Origin of the sequence: Limnoraphis robusta BA-68 BA1, assembly GCF_034932365.1 — a bacterium.
In the GTDB taxonomy this organism is placed as follows: Bacteria; Cyanobacteriota; Cyanobacteriia; order Cyanobacteriales; family Microcoleaceae; genus Capilliphycus; species Capilliphycus robustus.
Genome location: NZ_JAYGHR010000004.1, coordinates 86,361 through 104,858, shown reverse-complemented (window position 1 = coordinate 104,858; position 18,498 = coordinate 86,361). Strand labels below are relative to the sequence as shown.

The window sequence follows — 18,498 nt, the reverse complement described above, 5'->3', positions numbered from 1 at the left end:
AATCAGATGTTCCTTTGGAAACTTGTCTTTTTGATTCTCGGCAGTTTTAGTTTGGGCGCTCTCCCTCTGACTCACTTCAGCGTTAGAATACTGACAGGTCTCGACTTAACCGAAGTCGGCACAGGGAATGTGAGTGTGGCGGCAGCCTTCACCCACGCCGGAAAAAAAGCAGGAATTACCGCCGTTTTGGCAGAAATAGCCAAGGGAATTTTACCTGTACTGCTGGCAAAATTCTGGTTTCCTGAGATTCCTGCTTTAGAATTAGTTGGGTTAATTGCCGTCGTCTGGGGTCGATATCTGATCGCCCGAGGCGGAGGTGTGACAAACGCAACCTGGGGAATTCTCGTTTACTCTCCAATTGTGGCATTGAGTTCAGGAATAACAGGGGTGCTGATTTGGCAAATCGGACGTTTAGCTTCTGACTCGACTTCAGCTAGACTCCGGGGCGTGCGTTGGGGCTGTCTGAGTGGGCCGTTTTGGGTGGGATTGTGGCGATTTTCGGGATACCAGTTCGCTGAGTTTTTTCTAGAAGTGTTGACGGCTATTAGCTTGTCTGTCACTTTAGTTCTAATTAATTTGCGTCAAGGAGATGATTTAGATTTGTATCAACCACAGCGTTTATTCTCTCTATCAGAACCTTTGGATGACCAAGTTTATGGTGAAAAAGCGGCTCGATTGAGTCAACTGAAACGGGCCGGATTTAAAGTGCCTTTGGGTTGGGTTTTACCCGCTTTCAAAGCGAAAGCACAAGCCTCACAACAGCTTTCTAATTTTAGTCTTCCGATTCCGGGTTCTCAACTTCCTTTAATTGTTCGTTCTTCAGCCATTGGAGAAGATAGCGATAACAGTTCAGCCGCCGGACAATATGACACGATAGGGCCAGTTACAACCGAAGCTGAATTAATCAATGCCATTGATAGATGTTGTCAGTCTTATTGGAGTTCAGAAGCCATTTCCTATCGTCGTCAACGGCGACTTCACGATGAGGGAATTGCCATTTTAATTCAACCTTATATTAGTAGCAAAGTCGCCGGGGTGATGTTTAGCCGTCATCCCCTCGATGGTTCATCAAAAGTGATCATTGAAGCTTTGCCAGGAGGGGGAGAAGCTGTGGTCGGCGGCAAATTTACACCCCTTCATTTAGAAATTAATTTTAGTACGTTAGATCCAAAAAAAGAAATCTTAAATCTTGTCAAAAATACCTCTCTCCTTCCTGGTAGTATTATAGCAGAATTGGTGGGATTAGCACAAGAGATTGAAACCTTTTATCACGGTTTACCGCAAGATATTGAATGGAGTTGGGATGGTGAACATATTTGGATTTTACAAAGTCGTCCGATTACTAATCTTAGGCCTATTTGGACGCGAACCATTGCGGCAGAAGTGATTCCGGGGGCAATTCCTCCTTTAACTTGGTCAATTAATCGTCCTTTAACTTGTGGCGTTTGGGGCGAAATCTTTAAGTTGGTTTTGGGTAAAAAAGCGGCAGAATTAGATTTTAATGAAACAGCAACGTTGTTAGGATCTCATGCTTATTTTAATGCGACACTCCTCGGAACAATATTCCGAATGATGGGATTACCAGAACAGGGGTTAGAGTTCTTATTAAGAGGTCAAAAAATGGGAAAACCTCCCCTCAGTAAACTTTTACCCTCTTTACCCGGATTGTGGCGTTTGGTTCGGCGAGAGTCGCGAATTGTGAAATCATTTAATCGAGATTATCATCAACAGTTTTTACCTGAACTCAAGCAACTAGAAACGGATTTTTATGGCGATTTTGCCTTAAGTTCTCAGTCTCTCAGCCAACTCCTTGATCGTTCAGAACGAATTCAAAACTTGCTCAAACGAGTAACTTACTATAATATTTTAGCCCCGATTGGGTTAGCAATTAGAATCAAAATATTTAAAGTTTCAGATGAATGGTTGCCCACCGAAAACAACCCCGAAGTTATGGCGATGTATTCGCTACAACAGTTAGCCCATAAATTTAGAGAAGAAACAACAATTGAGGAAATACTTTCCTTATCCGAGTTGGAAAAACAGTTCAATACAATGTCAAGCTTGCAGCAAGAATTTACCGCTTGGTTAGATACTTACGGTTATTTGAGTGAGGTGGGTACTGATATTGCCGTCTCGACTTGGAAAGAACAGCCAGAAATGTTTCGTAAAACTTTTTTATCAATGGTTCAAAATCCATCGGTAAAAGCTGAAAAATTTAATCTTAAAATCCTCAATCCCTGGCAAAGTTTGCGACTTTCTCAATGTCGGGAACGGGCGATTATAAAAGGTAAAATTGCCGAAGTTTATGGCAAACTTTTAGCACATTTACGATGGACGTTTTTAGCCATTGCGAACCAAGGGATTGCTGCTAATTTATTAGAAAATCAAAGTGATATTTTCTTTTTAGAGTTTGTTGAAATCCAGAATTGGATTCGTCATGGAAAGTCTGATTTTATCAAAGAGAAAATTAAAAATAGACGAGAACAGTTTGAACGGGATAAAAATTGCCAAGTTCCGGCTTTGGTTTATGGCAATAAGCTTCCGAAAACGACAACTTCTACAAATATTGAACAACAAAATTTATCAATTCTGACTGGAATTCCCGCGAGTGTGGGTTGTGTAGAAGGAAGGATTCGAGTCTGTCGTAGTATTGGAGATAGTCTCACAAACGGTCGAGAAAAATCGATTTTAGTTGTTCCTTATACAGATGCAGGTTGGGCGCCTTTGCTAATAAATGCTCAAGCGATTATTTCGGAAGTGGGTGGACAACTTTCTCATGGTGCAATTATCGCTCGGGAGTATGGAATTCCAGCCGTGATGAATATTCCGAATGCGATTTCTCGGTTTAAAAATGGTCAACGTGTACGAGTGGATGGTTATCAGGGAACCGTGGAAATTTTAAGCGAGGATGGAGTTTGAAAAGACAAGAGTAAGCAAGCACAATAAATGTTATCAATGACTGATTTTAACTTAGAATGATCAAAGATAAATTTAGACTAGAGGAGTGTAAGAAAAACGCCTGTTATGAATCAAAAAAATGTTAAAATGACTTCGTTTGATTTTAAAATATTACCCCATAAAAATTTTATTCGGGCAATTTCTGGATTATTTACAGTGGGATTAATTCTCAGTATCCCCTCAACTCCTATTGCGGTTGAACTCACTCCCGCACAACAAGTAACTCCCCTAGAAGGAAAACAAAAAATTATTTTATTGGGAGATAGTATTACCCAAGCAGGCGGAAATTATGGCGGCTATGTATGGCTGATGCAACAATATCTGAATACCCTCTATCCTCAATCAAAAATTCAACTGATTCAAGCGGGAGTTTCCGGTCAAACTTCAGGAGATTTACAGGTAAGATTTCAACAAGATGTTTTAGAAAAACAGCCGGATTTGGTGACGATTAATGTTGGTGTCAATGATATTATTAAAAGTCTCAAAAATTCAAGTACAGAACAGCAAAATACGCAAAATATAGAAGTTTATCGTCAGAATTTAACGGCAATGGTGCAAGCAGCACAATCGCGAAATATATCCGTTTTGTTATTGTCACCCACTATTATTACTGAAGATTTAAACAGTCGAGAAAATATCCGCTTGCGTGAATATATAGCGGTGATGCGAGAGGTTTCTGCTCAAAATCGATGCAAATTTCTTGACCTAAATCTTCCCTTTAGAGATGTTATTTTAACCTATCAACGTTATGGGGGACAAGCCCAAAATATCTTAACTCGAGATGGGATTCATCCAAATTTAGCAGGTCATCAGATTTTGGCTTATACCATCTTACGCAGTTGGGGAATTCCTGAACAACAAATTCAAAAATTACAAGTGATCGAGTAATTCACTTTGATGATATTCTGTCGAGCATTTTCTAAAGAAATCCTAGATTTTTAATCAGAATTATCACGGCAATTGCCAATCCCTCAGACAGTCCTTATACTGAAAAATAAAGCCTCACTCAAAAAACATGGAAGTTCAGTTTAAAATTATTCGCCAAACTCAAGACAATAGCCCTCGTATTCAAACTTACAAGCTGGAAGTCGATCCCGGAAATACAATTCTTGACTGTCTCAACCGCATTAAATGGGAAATAGACGGAACATTAGCCTTTCGCAAAAATTGCCGCAATACCATTTGTGGAAGTTGTGGAATGCGAATTAATGGCCGTTCAGCATTAGCTTGTAAAGAAAATATTGGTAGCGAATTGGCTCGTTTAGAAAAAATTGCCGCTTCCAGTTCCGTTGAGAATGCTGCGAACAAAATTCCTGAAATTACCATTGCTCCGATGGGAAATATGCCCGTGATCAAAGATCTTGTGGTGGATATGAAAGGATTTTGGGGAAATCTAGAAAAAGTTGAACCCTATGTTAGCACCCAGAGTCGAGCCATTCCCGAACGAGAATTTTTGCAGACTCCCGAAGAACGAGCCAAACTCAATCAAATGGGGAATTGTATTCTCTGTGGGGCTTGTTATTCTGAATGTAATGCCTTAGAAGTCAATCCCCAATTTGCAGGCCCCCACGCCCTCGCAAAAGCCCAACGGATGCTTGCCGATAACCGTGACGATCGCACTCTGGAGCGCATAGAACAGTACAATCAAGGAACAGAAGGCGTTTGGGGCTGTACTCGCTGCTACAACTGCAATACCGTCTGTCCGATGGAAGTCGCCCCACTAGATCAAATTACCAAAATTAAACACGAAATTCTCGAACGGAAAAATGCAAACGATAGCACCCCCATTCGTCATCGTAAAGTGTTAGTGGATTTGGTGAAACAAGGGGGTTGGGTAGATGAACGCAAGTTTGGTATTTTAGTGATTGGCAACTATCTGCGTGATGTTAAAGCATTGCTCGGTTTAGGACCGTTAGGGTTACGAATGCTCAGTCGAGGTAAGTTTCCCTTGAGCTTTGAACCGTCTGAAGGGACAAAAACCGTGCGATCGCTAATTGAATCTGTTCAACGCTTGGAGCAGCAAAAATGAGTTCTTCCACCCCTCCGACTACAGACTCGAATCCTCCCCCAAACTCAACTCCCTGGGAACCCGCTTTTGGTTGGACTCGCTATGCCGAGCAGATTAATGGTCGCTTTGCTATGCTGGGTTTTGTGATTCTTTTGGGACTGGAGTTTTTCACTGGCCAAGATTTATTCACCTGGTTAGGTTTGCGTTAAGATGCAAGGAAGCAGGAATGAGACGATTGATTACCACTCAATTTCTCATTCCTCATTTTCGATGTTCTACTTGATTGTCAGGTTATACTTGCCCCGTCCTTTATCATCGTAGGAATTAACAATCACCCGATAAGTTCCATCACTGGGCAAAGTTACTGTGATTTGAGAATTGGAATTGCTCTGACTAATATCATCATGTTCTTCGAGCAACTTATTATCCGGTGTGAAGATGGCTAAATAAGTATCAAATTCACTACTATCTAGCGAAATCGTCACTTCTTGTCCCTGTTTCCCCTCGAAGCTGTACTCATCATACAAACTGCTATCAGAGGCTAATACAGAGTCACCCTCTCCCAGCTCGCCTTGCTCGTTTAAAATGAAATTAGATGATTCTGGAGCCTCAGTCGGAGCTGGGGTTGGTGTTGGTGAGGGCGTTGGTGAGGGCGTTGGTGAGGGCGTTGGTGAGGGCGTTGGTGAGGGCGTTGGTGAGGGCTTTGGTGAGGGCGTTTCAGGAGCCGGTTCAGGAGCCGGTTCAGGAGCCGGTTCAGGAGCCGGTTCAGGTGAGGGTGTTTCCTGAGCCAAGATATTATCAACCTGAACCCCTTTGATCTCATCAGAATTTGCGTCTGTTGATCCGGCCAGACGAGACTGAACGCTTAAATCAGGACTGAGAGCATGAGCGGGAAAAACGGTCAGTAAACTAGCAATCACTGCCCAAAATTGAATTTGATGCATAAATAACCTCTATGGGACGGAAAATGGAAAGTCAGCCCAACTCAGTTGACGAGTTTGGACATTCACTCAGATCGGAGTGCCGTCTTGATCTCGAACAAGTAGATGTTTATCGAACGGTTAGCAGGTACTGACCTTGACCTGTACTATCATAGGCGTTGACGACGACTCGATAGCGACCTGTCATCGGTAAAGTGAGGGTCAAGACCGCATTTTTCTCGGACTGGTTGGCATCGTCATTTTCTCCCACAAGTTGACCGTTCGGGCTAAACAAAGCTACATAGGGATCAAAATCTGAACTTTCGAGTCGAATGGTCACAGCCTGACCTGCCTCTGCTTCAAAGCTATACTCGTCATACCGACTGCCATCGGAAGGAAGGACGGTATCCGTCCCATCTAAGGTTCCCTGTTCCTCTAAAATTAACCGATTTGAGCGATCAGAGGGATTGACGTTTTCTGCCGCAATTCGTAGTTTTAATTTATAGTCCCCCGACTCTCCCGCTTCATAGGAATTTGCTAACAAAATATATTCGCCAGTGGCAGGTAGAGTAACAATAATTTTGGCATTCTTACCGCCACCACTATCATCATCTTGTGCCAATTCACTACCATCGGAATTTAGCAAAATTAAGTAAGAATCTAAATCCTGGCTGCTCATTTCGATCGCAATTTGCTGACCTGCTTTTCCCTCAAAAGAATACATATCATAGTAGCTTTTATCAATCGGCAAAATACTATTATTCTGATCGAGGCGACCTCTAACTTCGGGGCCATTCAGGATAATTTTTTTAGCCGATTGACCCGAAAATGCCAACGGTCTTTGAGATTGAGCCTCTCGAGGCGCACGTCCTTCTTTGACCGCCTGCAAAAATGAGGGGATTTTATCAACCGAAATGGCAAAACCAATCCCAATATTACCGCCACTACTACCCCGTGTAAAAATTGCCGTATTGACGCCAATTAATTCGCCTTTGCTATTGAGTAACGGCCCGCCTGAATTTCCCGGATTAATCGCCGCATCGGTTTGAATAAGATTGCGTTCTCCATCAATTCGACTAACAATTCCAATCGTAAATGTTCCTTGAAACTGACCAAAGGGATTGCCAATGGCAAAGGCGCGTTGACCCACTTTTACCGAAGCCGGACTGGCAATCGGAATCGTCGGTAAATTCTGAGCATTGCGAATTTTCAGAACCGCTAAATCTAGCCCATCTTCTCCATAGGCGATGACATCAGCTATCATTTCTCGACCATCAGCTAAGGTAACTTTGACCTCTCCACCGTGAGAAACCACATGAGCATTGGTTAAAACCGTACCATCTGGACTGATAATCGTACCACTACCATTGGCTTTTTCCGTGTCTATCGAAACAACAGCCGGACTCGCTTGTTCATAAACCCGAATATTCGTTTCTTCATCCTCACCTTGAGCCAGTAGTCGGTTAGACTTATAATTTACAGAGTTGGAGTTGAAATTGAGTTCATCGGCCGAGGAGCCTAAGTTGATTAGGGTTTTAGAGGAACTGCCATGAGCGACATTTACACTCAATGTTGTTCCCACAGCGAAGATGCCAGATGTTGCTAAACTCAAAAATTTTAGATTCATTGATCACTCCCGCTGAATTGACCACCGATATTAAGTTAGGGGGTGGGTTGGAAAACGGGGCGGGTCTACCGCTTTCCTCTGGACAAAATCAGAAGCTCTATCAGTTTGTGAACTGCATTCCCTCTTAAAATCCTAACTTCTGCCTCATTGAGTGCGTCAGTCTCCGGTGAGTTAAATAGATTAAGATTAAATAGACTAATTATAAATCCTCTTCGATTGGCTTACCCATCAGGAAATGTTGCAGAAAACTTTCGGGGTTGCCTTGCTTGTAGATCAGCTAGCGAGGAACTAAAGGTAAATTTAAAGGTTGCCCATAGCGATTATAGACGAGGATATCCCACTGACCGTTCACACTGGATTCAAAAGCCACAATTCCCCCCTCTCCGCTAATTGTGGGATGTCGCACTTGAGCCTGAAGGTTTTGAGTCAAATTCCGCAGTTGACGGGTTTCCCGATTATACAAATAGACGTCTGACTGTTTTCCTCGGGTTCCCAGAAAAGCAATATATTGACCATCTGCGGAAATGGCTGGATCTGAGGCGATCGCATCCAAGCTATTTAACCCCGGTAAATCAATTAACGTCTGATCTTGCCAATCATACAAATAAATATCCTGTCGTCCCCGTCTATCTGAGGCGAACACAATGTAGCGATCCGTAATTTGGGGGTCAAACTCAGCCGCCGGACTATTCAGACTCATTCCGCTTGTCTCAACGGGATATGTGACTAAGTGAGGAGAACCGATACAACCTGTTAGCAAGAATCCAGCTAGCAGTACAATAACAACACAATGCAGGCAACGTTTCACAGACTCGGCTTACCGTCGATTTGATTTAAAACAGGTCAAGTTCTATCTTAGAACCTCGGTCAAGCACTTCGAGATCCCATTGACCCCGACGCCCACTTTCAAAGATAATGTAACGACCATCCGGGCTAATTCGAGGATGACGAACCCAACCCCGATAACCTTGTGAAACAATCTGCACAAGATTGGTTTTGCGATCATACAGTTCAATTTCTGGCCGACCTGAATCACTAGCCATATAAACCAGATAACGGGCTGTATTGCTAATACTCGGATGTTCAGCGATCGCCGAACCGTGATTTAAACCCGGTAAATCGACCAACGCTTGTCGTTGTAAGTCATACAAGACGATCTGACGTTGACCATTGCGGTTGGAGACATAAGCCAAAAACTGACCATTGCCACTCAAAGCAGGTTGTTGATCACTGGCTGGACTGTTGAGGGCGATCGCCACTTCTGCTGGCATCACCAGAGTTAATCCTATGACCATTAGCAGGGCAATGACAGCCCCGATTTTCATCAGTTTATTCAATGTGACATACCCAAAGCAGAACATTGAATCTATCAGCCAGAGGAGAGGGAAACCCAAAGATGAATACTCAGCTTTCTTCCCCTCCCCGGTTCAATCTAGCAGTACCCAATTGACTGTAACAAGCCAGGTTAACTGTCAAAATCGTCGTCTGAGTAGTCAACGGGTCTATAGTCTACATAATCTGTCGAACTTGTATCTGTATTTGGGCGATCGCTACTGCGACTTCTAGATCGGGAGTCTTCTGAAGGACGAGTTTTTCTCGGTCTCGATGAGGAGCGGGTCGGGTTGACATCATCCCATCGGTTCTCATCTTGCTCTGAGGAACTGTCTATTGAAGAATTTGCAGGACGGCGACTGCGACTGCGTTCGGGTTTTTCTGGTGTTGGATCAATCGAAGCTTCCCACTGATCAGAATAGGAGCGAGAGGGACTATCCGGACGGGGACGGCGCTTACGAGTTGTCGGTCGTTCGTTCGGCGGGGTGGGTGCGTCCATGCTGGTTCGGCGACTGGGAGCGCGACGACGAGTTCCCTCATCCTCGTAGGCTTCAGATCGGCTCAAACGACTACTATCGCGGCTACCGCGAATTTGACGCGCCATCGGTTGATATTCTTCGGTGGGTTCGAGTTCATCAAGTTCAGCATCGACTCGATAAACATCACTGACATAGCGATCTTCATCTACAATCGGCGATGAACGCTCTTTCGCCTTCGATGTTGCTAGACCCCGCAGACGAATACTTTCAACGGCGAAGAATATGGCACTTCCCGTCAACAGAAATTGACCAAATGCCAAGATGGGATCAAGTCTCCATCCCTGAAACAGCAAAATCCCGCCACAGAGTAAGCCTACTGCCGCAAAGAAAATATCATGATCACGGGCTAGCTTGGGACGCCATGACCGGAGAAAATACAGTGCTGCTCCCGCAACTGCCAGCATTATTCCTAGCAGACTGCTCCAGTTCAATCCTAAATTAACCATAGCGTGATTTCTCCTATGCCAGTCTTATCAAGCGTGAGTTGTCTGTCTATTCTCTACTTTAGCCTGAGTCTACAGTCTGGCTGTGTTCTTGAGCTAGCCCTTAACGTTTTATTGATAGAGCGTAAAACCCCGTCCCAAGAGTGGGCGGGGATGTAAGCGAGCCAGAGTCTCTGGTACAATACGAATACCTATCACCAGACTAGACATTTCTTGACTGCAACTTGGTATGTTGGAGAACAGGAAAAAGTGGTTTGTCCGTGACGATAGAAGTGGTCAAAGACCAGCCCCGATGAGTGTGAGGGATGCCCCAGGAGTGGGAAGAACAAAAACTTCTTCTCTCTACTGCTAGTCAGACGGAGAGACTTTCTTACGGTCAATTACCCCTATGCGACAGATCCGAAGTGGTCTAGTTGCAAGCCACATTCCCTTGTGGGTGGGGCATTTGACATATCTCTAGAAATATTTCAGTCAGCCGTTGTTCGGGTCAGGGGTTGAAAGTTGACTCAGACTCCTTACCCGAACTTTGAGCCATCCCTGATGGGATTAAGAACGGATGATCTTATCTTTCTGACTGAGAACGAACAGAGCAACAATTGCCGGAATGACAACGATCAAAGTGCCTGCTAGTAAGCTGTAAAGGAAGTTTGCTAACGAAGGGGTCATAGTAACCTGATCCTTAAAATTTACAAAGATTGCTTTAACTTTATCATTTTAACAATAGGTTAGACCGTTGAGTCATTGACTTCCACTCTGTCTTTGGGTAGCTCATAACCCGCTAAAATGAGGATCAGTTGCAGTTACAAAACTTCAAGTTTCGAGAAGAACATGACCACCGTTACCGCAGTCAGTTGGATTTTAGGCATTGTCCTAGCCGTGATGACCTTTTTCTTTATTTTCCGTATTGTCCTCACTTGGTATCCCCAAGTGGATCAGAGTCGCTTCCCGTTTAACGTGATTGTCTGGCCGACTGAACCGTTTCTGGCTGTCACCCGCAAAATTGTTCCCCCTTTAGGGGGAGTCGATATTACACCGATTATCTGGGTAGGAATTTTCAGTCTTTTACGGGAAATCCTACTCGGTCAACAAGGTCTGTTGAGAATGATCACGTAAGTCTGGAATATCCTGTTATTGCTGTTGACGACTCATCCACTGTTCAACAAAATTGGTGTAAACTTCACCTTGTATGAATTCTGGAGTTTCCAAAATCTTTTGATGAAAGCCAATCGTTGTGGGAATTCCAGTAATCGCAAACTCTCGTAAAGCCCGTTTCATCCGAGCGATCGCACTAGATCGATCAGGCCCCCAAACAATCAATTTCCCAATCAAAGAATCATAGTAAGGCGGGATTTCATAGTCGGTGTAGACATGAGAATCAATTCGCACGCCATTTCCGCCGGGGGGAAGATAAGCGCTAATTCGTCCCGGACAAGGCCTAAAATTGTGATCGGGATCTTCTGCATTAATCCGACATTCAATGGCATGACCCCGGAGTTGCACCTGTTTTTGAGTGAATTCTAGTTTTTCCCCTTGAGCAATGCGAATTTGTTCGGCGATTAAATCTAAGCCTGTTACCATCTCTGTAACGGGATGTTCAACTTGGATGCGGGTGTTCATCTCCATAAAATAGAAATTCCCCGCCTTATCGAGCAAAAATTCAACCGTTCCCGCTCCAGTATAGTGAATGGACTGAGCCGCAGTCACGGCTGCTTTTCCCATTTTTTCGCGCAGATCTGAACTTAACGCCGGACTCGGGGATTCTTCCAGGAGTTTTTGATGACGTCGTTGAATCGAACAGTCCCGTTCTCCTAAGTGAATCACATTGCCGTGACTATCGGCCAAGATTTGAAACTCAATGTGACGGGGAAGTTCGATAAATTTTTCCAGATAGACACCGGGATTTCCAAAGGCGGCTTCTGCTTCTCCTTGGGCGGCGGCAAATAGTTTCGGGAGTTCAGCCGGATCACGAACTAGACGCATTCCTCGCCCTCCTCCGCCTGCGGTTGCTTTGATGATAACCGGATAGCCGATTTGTGAGGCTATTTTCGCGGCTTCTTTTTCGCTCGTGACTAGGCCATCACTGCCGGGAATAGTGGGAACCCCTACTTTTTGCATGGTTTCCTTGGCGGTTGATTTGTCGCCCATTGAACGGATCGCCTCGGGAGTCGGGCCAATAAAGGCGATATCGTGATCGGCGCAAATTTCCGCAAAACGGGCATTTTCCGCGAGGAAGCCGTAGCCTGGATGAATGGCGGTGGCGTTGCGGGTGAGGGCGGCTGAGATTATATTGGGAATGTTTAGATAGCTTTTAGCGCTACTCGGTTCACCAATGCAAACGGCTTCGTCCGCCAACTGAACATGAAGGGCGTGGTGATCAATGGTAGAATGAACGGCGACTGTGGCAATACCCAGTTCCTCACAAGTGCGGAGGATGCGTAGGGCAATTTCCCCCCGGTTGGCAATTAGGATCTTTGAAAACCGCATCTTCTGTGCTGCTCGGTCAATAATCAGTTTAGGATAAACTGTTTTGGTCAACAGGGAAAGAGATAAAACGCAACAATGTTGTTACAGGCGATCGCTGACTTTTGGAAACTCTGTTGATATTGCTGAAAGTTTATGATATGATAGAAGACGCGCTGTGAAACGTTCAGTTTGACTGAGATTTCATTGAGCCTAAGCGGATGTGGCGGAATTGGTATACGCGCACGTTTGAGGGGCGTGTGGCTTTGCCTTGCGAGTTCGAGTCTCGCCATCCGCATACCAAAAATCACAAGCAAAGTCGTAAGAGGTTGACTGAAAGCATAACTTTTATGTAGTAGAAGGGTTATGTTTTCAATCCCAAGTCGATGCAGCAACCCTCAATCTTTGGGTAGTTCACTAAAACCGTAGATGCCAACTTTGGTATCCCCTAAACTTTTCTGAGTCGGATTGAGAGATAATCGACTTTGGGTGTCACAAGACCCGTACAATGGGATTGACGAAATATGACTCAGTACGGACAAACAGCGTTATGGTATTGACTGGAGAAAACCCATCACCCCCGACAAGCTCGACGTTTGACCTATCGACTTATTTGGCGGAACGCAAGGCTGAGGTCGAAATAGCACTTGATGACTCAGTTCAAGTCACCTATCCCGAGAAAATTTATGAGGCGATGCGGTATTCACTGCTAGCGGGAGGAAAGCGTCTGCGTCCGATCTTGTGTCTGGCGACTTGTGAGTTGTTAGGGGGAACGGCGGAGATGGCGATGCCAACGGCTTGCGCCCTAGAGATGATCCACACCATGTCCTTGATCCATGATGACCTGCCTGCGATGGATAATGATGATTATCGTCGGGGACAACTCACTAACCACAAGGTTTATGGTGAAGATATTGCGATTTTAGCCGGGGATGGGTTGTTAAGCTATGCGTTTGAATTTGTAGCAACTCAAACCACAAATGTACCCCCTCAACAGGTTTTACAGGTGATAGGCCGTTTAGGTCAAGCGGTGGGTGCTACCGGACTGGTGGGCGGTCAAGTGGTAGATTTAGAATCAGAAGGTAAAACAGACATTACAGAAGAACGCCTAACATTCATTCATACCCATAAAACCGGAGCTTTGTTAGAAGCTTGTGTCGTTTGCGGCGCTATTTTAGCCGGAGCATCAGTAGAGAACTTAGAACGGCTATCAAGCTATGCTCAGAAAATCGGTTTGGCGTTTCAGATCGTTGATGATATTCTCGATATTACTGCAACTCAAGAAGAACTAGGAAAAACAGCCGGAAAAGATCTCAAAGCTCAAAAAGCGACTTATCCTAGTCTTTGGGGACTCGAAGAATCAAAACGTCGAGCGACTGAACTGATCCAACAGGCTCAAGCGGAACTCGCTCCGTTTGGAGAAGCGGCGACTCCCTTAATTGCGATCGCTCAATTTATTACCAGTCGCAGTCATTAGAGGTGTCTAACTCCATGCAAGACTTTGGCAATATTCTGGATAACCAAGTCCTGATGGTCTCCCTTTTTGCTTGTCTGTTTGCTCAAATGGCGAAGTTGACGATTGAGTTAATCAGACATGGAAAAATCAATTTTCGGGCGTTAGTCACAACAGGCGGGATGCCGAGTTCTCACTCTGCTTTTGTCTCCGCATTAGCTACAGGTGTCGGACAAACAATTGGCTGGGAAAGTCCTGAATTTGCGATCTCCGTTGTCTTTGCTTTTATTGTTATGTACGATGCGACGGGAGTTCGTCAAGCGGCGGGTCAACAAGCTCGTATTTTGAATCAGATTATTGATGAGTTATTTCAGGAGCATCCCCAGTTTAACGAAGATCGCCTCAAGGAGTTACTTGGTCATACCCCTTTTCAGGTGATTGTGGGTTTGGCTTTGGGAGTGGTTATTTCTTGGATCGCAAAATTGGCTTATCCGTAAATGGGCGCAGGGAAACAGTGAACAGTTTTTGCAGTAATCAGTAATCCGTTTTTTTTCCTGTTCCCTGTAACCTGTCCCCTATTCTTTATCTTCTGAGACTAGGGGTTAACGTTCGGGCTGATCAGCGTTACCCGGCGACTATCAACCATCAGAGATAAGAAACCGCGATTACTTAAGGTTTGTAACGTAGAGGTGGCGGTTTCGAGGTTATTTGTCTGTGTGACAAGTAAATAGGGACGCTGACCATAAGAAGCTAAACCGACTGCTGTTCCAGTGATTTCTTCGATTTCTGCGGCTAAATCGGGTTGATTAAGGTAGTCTACTAACACCGCATACCCTGAACCGAGCCTCCGGGGATTAAAGCGAGCTTGTTCGCTAGAAGGTTGAGGTTGAGGCTGAGGTTGAGGCTGAGGTTGAGAACGAGGTTGAGAACGAGGTCGAGCTTGAGAACGGGGTTCTGTTTGCAACTCAGATGCAGGTGAACGGTTCACGACAGGGCGAGACGGAGGACGTTGTGAAACGGTTTCGGGTTTGACGACATAGGTTTGCAAACCGGAACTCTCTTTAAGATAAGCCGCCCAATCTTCTGCAATCAGTTGATCTTTAAAACCACCGACTCGCGTAACCAGATCCTCAACATAGCGACAAACTTCACTTTTGATATCACTGGGTAACGTCTTACGGGCTAAGTCCTGTTCAGCAGTGGTTTCGCTCACAATCAATACAAGATACTCTCCAGAAGCTGGCGGTTCACAAGAGGCAGCAGCACTCGCAACGTTTGGACTCACGCTATAACTGGTGAGCAGAACTGCGATCGCCGTGAACCTAAACCATTTCTTGACACCAATTTGAACCATAGCTCAGATCTCAACTGACTGTGAGCAGACCTATTTTAGCAGTCTTGATTACGCAACAGCCAAAGACGCTAACGGATCAGCAATACTGGATGAGGGGGCTTGAAAATTCCCTGTCGCGACGAATTCTAAACGGAGTTTCAACCAAATAATAAACTGCTCATTGGTGGAAATGACAGCCACCGCAGGTTGAGGACATTTTGCTTTAACGTCCGCCAGTTCCGGCGCTTCGAGAAAAGCAGGTTGGGGAACTAACCAGAAGTCAATTTCTTTTTCCTGTTCTTGGTAGTAGCGAGTTCGTTCTTTGAGAACTTCTTCAAAGGGTTCTTCTTCGAGAAGAAAGTGTTGACTGGCTAAAAGATAGTAGTAAGTTTTCATGGTTCGTTGTGAATCAATAATTCGTTGTTTGTTCTGAAAAAAAGGTGAGTGATCACGAACAGTTTACAGAGCGATCAGGGCTTGTTTCATTTCCCGAACGGCTCGATCTAAGCCCACCAGAACCGCTCGACTGATAATGCTATGACCAATATTGAGTTCTTCCATTCCCTCAATACAAGCGACGGGGTAAACGTTCCAGTAGGTCAAACCATGACCCGCATTCACCCGCAGTCCCGCATTTTGAGCCAGTTGACTCCCTTCGATCAATAGCTTGAGTTCTTGGTATTGCTGATCCCCTTTGGCGTCAGCATAACAACCTGTGTGTAACTCCACAAAAACAGCTTTTGTGCGGGCTGAAGCTTCAATTTGAGCAGGGTTTGCATCAATAAACAAACTGACGGGAATTCCTGCATCTTGCAGTTTACCAACAACTGCACTCATTCGCTCCTGTTGACCAACGATATCGAGTCCGCCTTCGGTGGTGACTTCTTCTCGTCGTTCTGGAACTAGAGTAATATAGTCCGGTCGAATGTCCAATGCGATCGCCACCATTTCATCGGTAGGTGCCATTTCTAGATTAAGATGAGTCCGCACCGTTTCTCGCAACAGCCGCACATCTCGTTCTTGAATATGACGGCGATCTTCGCGTAAATGTACGGTAATCCCATCTGCACCTGCCAATTCTGCAATCACTGCCCCCGCCACCGGATCGGGTTCGATGGTTCGACGAGCTTGACGCAGTGTGGCGATATGGTCAATATTGACTCCCAAAGTCGGCAACTTAGCCTGTCCTCGTGTTGAATGTTCCCGTTTTATCAGTTTACAGTCACCCGTCACCCGTGACCAGTTTTTTCAGTTATTAATGTTGTTTTCAGTGACATAGATTTTGATCTCACCCGCCCCTACAGCCTGCTATACTTGGGGTTCACCGAACATCACCACTGAACAGCGTAGGTTTTGCATGACTTCATGGGTGACGCTACTGACAGCTAAACCGCCTGCTGTGCGGCGACGTTGCGATCGCAATACCACGAGATCAAATCCTTTGGCTTGTTCTAAAATAGTTCCAACGACATCATTAGTCGCCCTAACAACAATGTTGGAGTTGATCGAAGAGCCTTCTACACTGAGGATTTCTGTTAATTGTGTTTCCATGATGGCAATTTGCTGAGGAGAAGTTTGAGCCGGACAAATATGTAATAGAGTGACAGCCGCTTTGTTGGTAGAGGCTAAAAGTTGAGCAAAACGAATGGTTCTAATCGTTCGTGGTGCTATAGTTTTAACTAAGACTAAAATCTGACGAATTTCTACAGGTTCTTGTAATAATCGCATCACCGCTACTGGACAATGAGACGACCAAAATACGCTATCAATCACCGTTCCAAACAGTCGCGCTCGTAAACTGGTATTTTCGCTCCAACCCATGACGATTAAACTCGCATCTTTTTCGCAAGCGGTGCGAGTAATTCCTGTAGCAACATCGCCATCAATTCTGAGAACGGGTTCGGTTTTTACGTTGAACTCTTGACCGACTTCTTCGGAGCGTTTTAATAATAATCGACTCTGTTTTAATGCTTTTTGAAATTCGGGTTCATCCATGTGAACTTGGGCGTGAGTTGCGATCGCTAAAGGAACAATTGATCCCTCTTCGTGACGAGCAACTAAAGCCGCCATTTCCATCAAATAGCGTTGAGTATCGGGGTTATATATCGGAACAACAACGGTAAAAGGTAGAGTTTTTTCGGCTTCTTGGCTATTTTCCCCGTCCTTGATCGTGGGGTTAATATTAAAGGATGATTTGGCTGCTTTCAGGGGAAGCAAGCGAGGTGCATATTTTTGGGTCAGTAACGGGCCTAAAATCGAGGTCGCTAACATTAAGACAATCACACTATTAAAGACTTCTTCACTCAGTAAACCGACATTAAAACCGACTAAAGCTGCTGCTAGAGTTGTTGCGACTTGAGGGATGGAAAGTGACCAAATTAACAGGGTTTCGTCTCGGCTGTAACCGTAGAGTAATTTAACAGCCCAGGCTGCAATGAATTTACTAATTATTAACCCTAAAACAATAGCGAGAGGTAAGGTAAAATTTGTGGTTAAGGTAGAGAGAAAAACCGGAACATTCAGAAAAAGCCCCATCGCAATGAAGAAAAAGGGAATAAACAATACACTGCCTACAAATTCCACTTTGTCTTTAACGAGGCTATTTCCCACCGCATCGTTAACGGCTAAACCTGCTAAAAATGCCCCAACAATTTGATCGATCTGAATAATTTGAGCGCCAACAGAAGCGAGAAATACTGATAATAAAACAAATAAGAACTGATTGCCTTCTTCACTGCCATTTCTTTTAAAATAGGCTTTTCCAGCCCAATCAAAGCCAAATAAAACGACAGCCGAATAAATCGCTAGGCTTCCGAGTTGCCAACTCAAACTATAGAGTGAAAATTCTCCGGCTTGAACGGACACACAAATTGCCAAGACTAATAAAGCGCTAATACTGGTAAAAATCGTAGCACCAACACTAATAATAATTGGTTCTGTATCAATCAGTCCTAAGCGTTGAACAATGGGATAAGCCAACAGCGTATGAGAAGCCAGTAAGGAACCAATTAAAATAGCCGCATTCCAACCAAAGCCGAACCAAAGCCCAATAGCAATTCCCGCCAGCATGGGAAAAATAAAGGTAGAAATTCCAAAGCCTATCGCCCGATCTTTTTTGCTTTTAAACTGGGCGAGATCAATTTCTAAACCCGCTACAAACATCAGGTAAATTTTCCCGATGTCTGACAGCAGTTTCATGGTTTCAGATTGAGAATCTAATACGCCTAAACCATGTTCACCTAAAACTACACCTGCTAATAATAATCCCACGAGTCCAGGAAGACGGAGACGTTCAAACCAGGGCGGTAACGTCAGAGAAACGAGTAGTAATATGGTAAAGATGACAATGGGGCTGTCTGGTAGCCAATTGAGTAGTTGCATGGTTGGCATTCACGAGTCAAAACCAATACCAACGATAACCCATT

18 protein-coding genes and 1 tRNA gene are annotated in these 18,498 nt (G+C 44.6%); 8 read left to right on the top strand and 11 right to left on the bottom strand.

Features of this window, described 5'->3' with window-relative positions:
• The first annotated feature begins 6 nt into the window (after positions 1 to 6).
• From VB836_RS03560 to VB836_RS03545, 4 genes are all read left to right on the top strand, one after another.
• The gene (locus VB836_RS03560) at positions 7 to 2,919 is read left to right on the top strand and encodes a glycerol-3-phosphate acyltransferase (protein ID WP_323218029.1); all 2,913 of its coding nucleotides are present in this window, start codon (positions 7 to 9) and stop codon (positions 2,917 to 2,919) included.
• Positions 2,920 to 3,024: 105 nt separating this feature from the next.
• A complete protein-coding gene (locus VB836_RS03555; protein WP_323218028.1) occupies positions 3,025 to 3,846 on the top strand; it encodes an SGNH/GDSL hydrolase family protein in 822 nt (273 codons plus the stop codon).
• 127 nt (positions 3,847 to 3,973) lie between these two features.
• A complete protein-coding gene (locus VB836_RS03550) occupies positions 3,974 to 4,987 on the top strand; it encodes a succinate dehydrogenase/fumarate reductase iron-sulfur subunit (RefSeq protein ID WP_323218026.1) in 1,014 nt (337 codons plus the stop codon).
• Positions 4,984 to 5,175 (top strand): chlorophyll a/b-binding protein, encoded by a 192-nt coding sequence (locus VB836_RS03545; RefSeq protein ID WP_046278464.1) that lies wholly within the window; start codon positions 4,984 to 4,986, stop codon positions 5,173 to 5,175. Before VB836_RS03550 ends, VB836_RS03545 begins: the two co-directional genes overlap by 4 nt.
• A 66-nt stretch (positions 5,176 to 5,241) precedes the next feature.
• Here the strand turns inward: VB836_RS03545 and VB836_RS03540 are convergent, their stop codons facing one another.
• The 6 genes from VB836_RS03540 to psbX all read right to left on the bottom strand — a co-directional run bounded on the left by VB836_RS03540 (position 5,242) and on the right by psbX (position 10,493).
• Positions 5,242 to 5,910, bottom strand: coding sequence for a PPC domain-containing protein (locus VB836_RS03540; protein WP_323218025.1), 669 nt, complete (start codon positions 5,908 to 5,910; stop codon positions 5,242 to 5,244).
• A 106-nt stretch (positions 5,911 to 6,016) separates the two neighbouring features.
• A complete protein-coding gene (locus tag VB836_RS03535; protein WP_323218024.1) occupies positions 6,017 to 7,513 on the bottom strand; it encodes a DVUA0089 family protein in 1,497 nt (498 codons plus the stop codon).
• Between the two features lie 277 nt (positions 7,514 to 7,790).
• On the bottom strand, positions 7,791 to 8,321 hold the full coding sequence (locus tag VB836_RS03530; RefSeq protein ID WP_323218022.1) for a TolB family protein: 531 nt from the start codon (positions 8,319 to 8,321) through the stop codon (positions 7,791 to 7,793).
• Positions 8,322 to 8,346: 25 nt separating this feature from the next.
• Complete coding sequence (locus tag VB836_RS03525; protein WP_323218020.1) at positions 8,347 to 8,838, bottom strand: TolB family protein; 492 nt, start codon at positions 8,836 to 8,838, stop codon at positions 8,347 to 8,349.
• A gap of 140 nt (positions 8,839 to 8,978) precedes the next feature.
• Positions 8,979 to 9,830: a Ycf66 family protein gene (locus tag VB836_RS03520; RefSeq protein WP_323218019.1), complete on the bottom strand. Its 852-nt coding sequence runs from the start codon at positions 9,828 to 9,830 to the stop codon at positions 8,979 to 8,981.
• Between the two features lie 543 nt (positions 9,831 to 10,373).
• A complete protein-coding gene (gene psbX / locus VB836_RS03515) occupies positions 10,374 to 10,493 on the bottom strand; it encodes a photosystem II reaction center X protein (protein WP_072075544.1) in 120 nt (39 codons plus the stop codon).
• Positions 10,494 to 10,655: 162 nt separating this feature from the next.
• Here psbX and VB836_RS03510 point away from each other — a divergent pair, with 162 nt between their 5' ends.
• On the top strand, positions 10,656 to 10,940 hold the full coding sequence (locus VB836_RS03510; RefSeq protein WP_323218018.1) for a YggT family protein: 285 nt from the start codon (positions 10,656 to 10,658) through the stop codon (positions 10,938 to 10,940).
• 15 nt (positions 10,941 to 10,955) lie between these two features.
• Here the strand turns inward: VB836_RS03510 and accC are convergent, their stop codons facing one another.
• Entirely contained in the window at positions 10,956 to 12,311 is a 1,356-nt protein-coding gene (accC, locus tag VB836_RS03505) for an acetyl-CoA carboxylase biotin carboxylase subunit (protein WP_323218017.1), read from the bottom strand.
• A gap of 193 nt (positions 12,312 to 12,504) precedes the next feature.
• Here accC and VB836_RS03500 point away from each other — a divergent pair.
• The 3 genes from VB836_RS03500 (at position 12,505) to VB836_RS03490 (ending at position 14,237) form a co-directional block, all read left to right on the top strand.
• Positions 12,505 to 12,585 (top strand) — tRNA-Leu (locus VB836_RS03500).
• A gap of 252 nt (positions 12,586 to 12,837) precedes the next feature.
• Complete coding sequence (gene crtE / locus VB836_RS03495) at positions 12,838 to 13,764, top strand: geranylgeranyl diphosphate synthase CrtE (protein WP_323218016.1); 927 nt, start codon at positions 12,838 to 12,840, stop codon at positions 13,762 to 13,764.
• Between the two features lie 14 nt (positions 13,765 to 13,778).
• Positions 13,779 to 14,237, top strand: coding sequence for a divergent PAP2 family protein (locus VB836_RS03490; RefSeq protein ID WP_046280614.1), 459 nt, complete (start codon positions 13,779 to 13,781; stop codon positions 14,235 to 14,237).
• A 98-nt stretch (positions 14,238 to 14,335) separates the two neighbouring features.
• Here the strand turns inward: VB836_RS03490 and VB836_RS03485 are convergent, their stop codons facing one another.
• The 4 genes from VB836_RS03485 to VB836_RS03470 all read right to left on the bottom strand — a co-directional run bounded on the left by VB836_RS03485 (position 14,336) and on the right by VB836_RS03470 (position 18,463).
• On the bottom strand, positions 14,336 to 15,094 hold the full coding sequence (locus VB836_RS03485; protein WP_323218015.1) for a hypothetical protein: 759 nt from the start codon (positions 15,092 to 15,094) through the stop codon (positions 14,336 to 14,338).
• A 48-nt stretch (positions 15,095 to 15,142) separates the two neighbouring features.
• Positions 15,143 to 15,469, bottom strand: coding sequence for an MgPME-cyclase complex family protein (locus VB836_RS03480; RefSeq protein ID WP_046280612.1), 327 nt, complete (start codon positions 15,467 to 15,469; stop codon positions 15,143 to 15,145).
• Between the two features lie 63 nt (positions 15,470 to 15,532).
• The gene (locus VB836_RS03475) at positions 15,533 to 16,249 is read right to left on the bottom strand and encodes a pyridoxine 5'-phosphate synthase (protein WP_323218014.1); all 717 of its coding nucleotides are present in this window, start codon (positions 16,247 to 16,249) and stop codon (positions 15,533 to 15,535) included.
• Positions 16,250 to 16,381: 132 nt separating this feature from the next.
• Positions 16,382 to 18,463: a cation:proton antiporter gene (locus tag VB836_RS03470; RefSeq protein WP_323218013.1), complete on the bottom strand. Its 2,082-nt coding sequence runs from the start codon at positions 18,461 to 18,463 to the stop codon at positions 16,382 to 16,384.
• Positions 18,464 to 18,498: the final 35 nt, after the last annotated feature.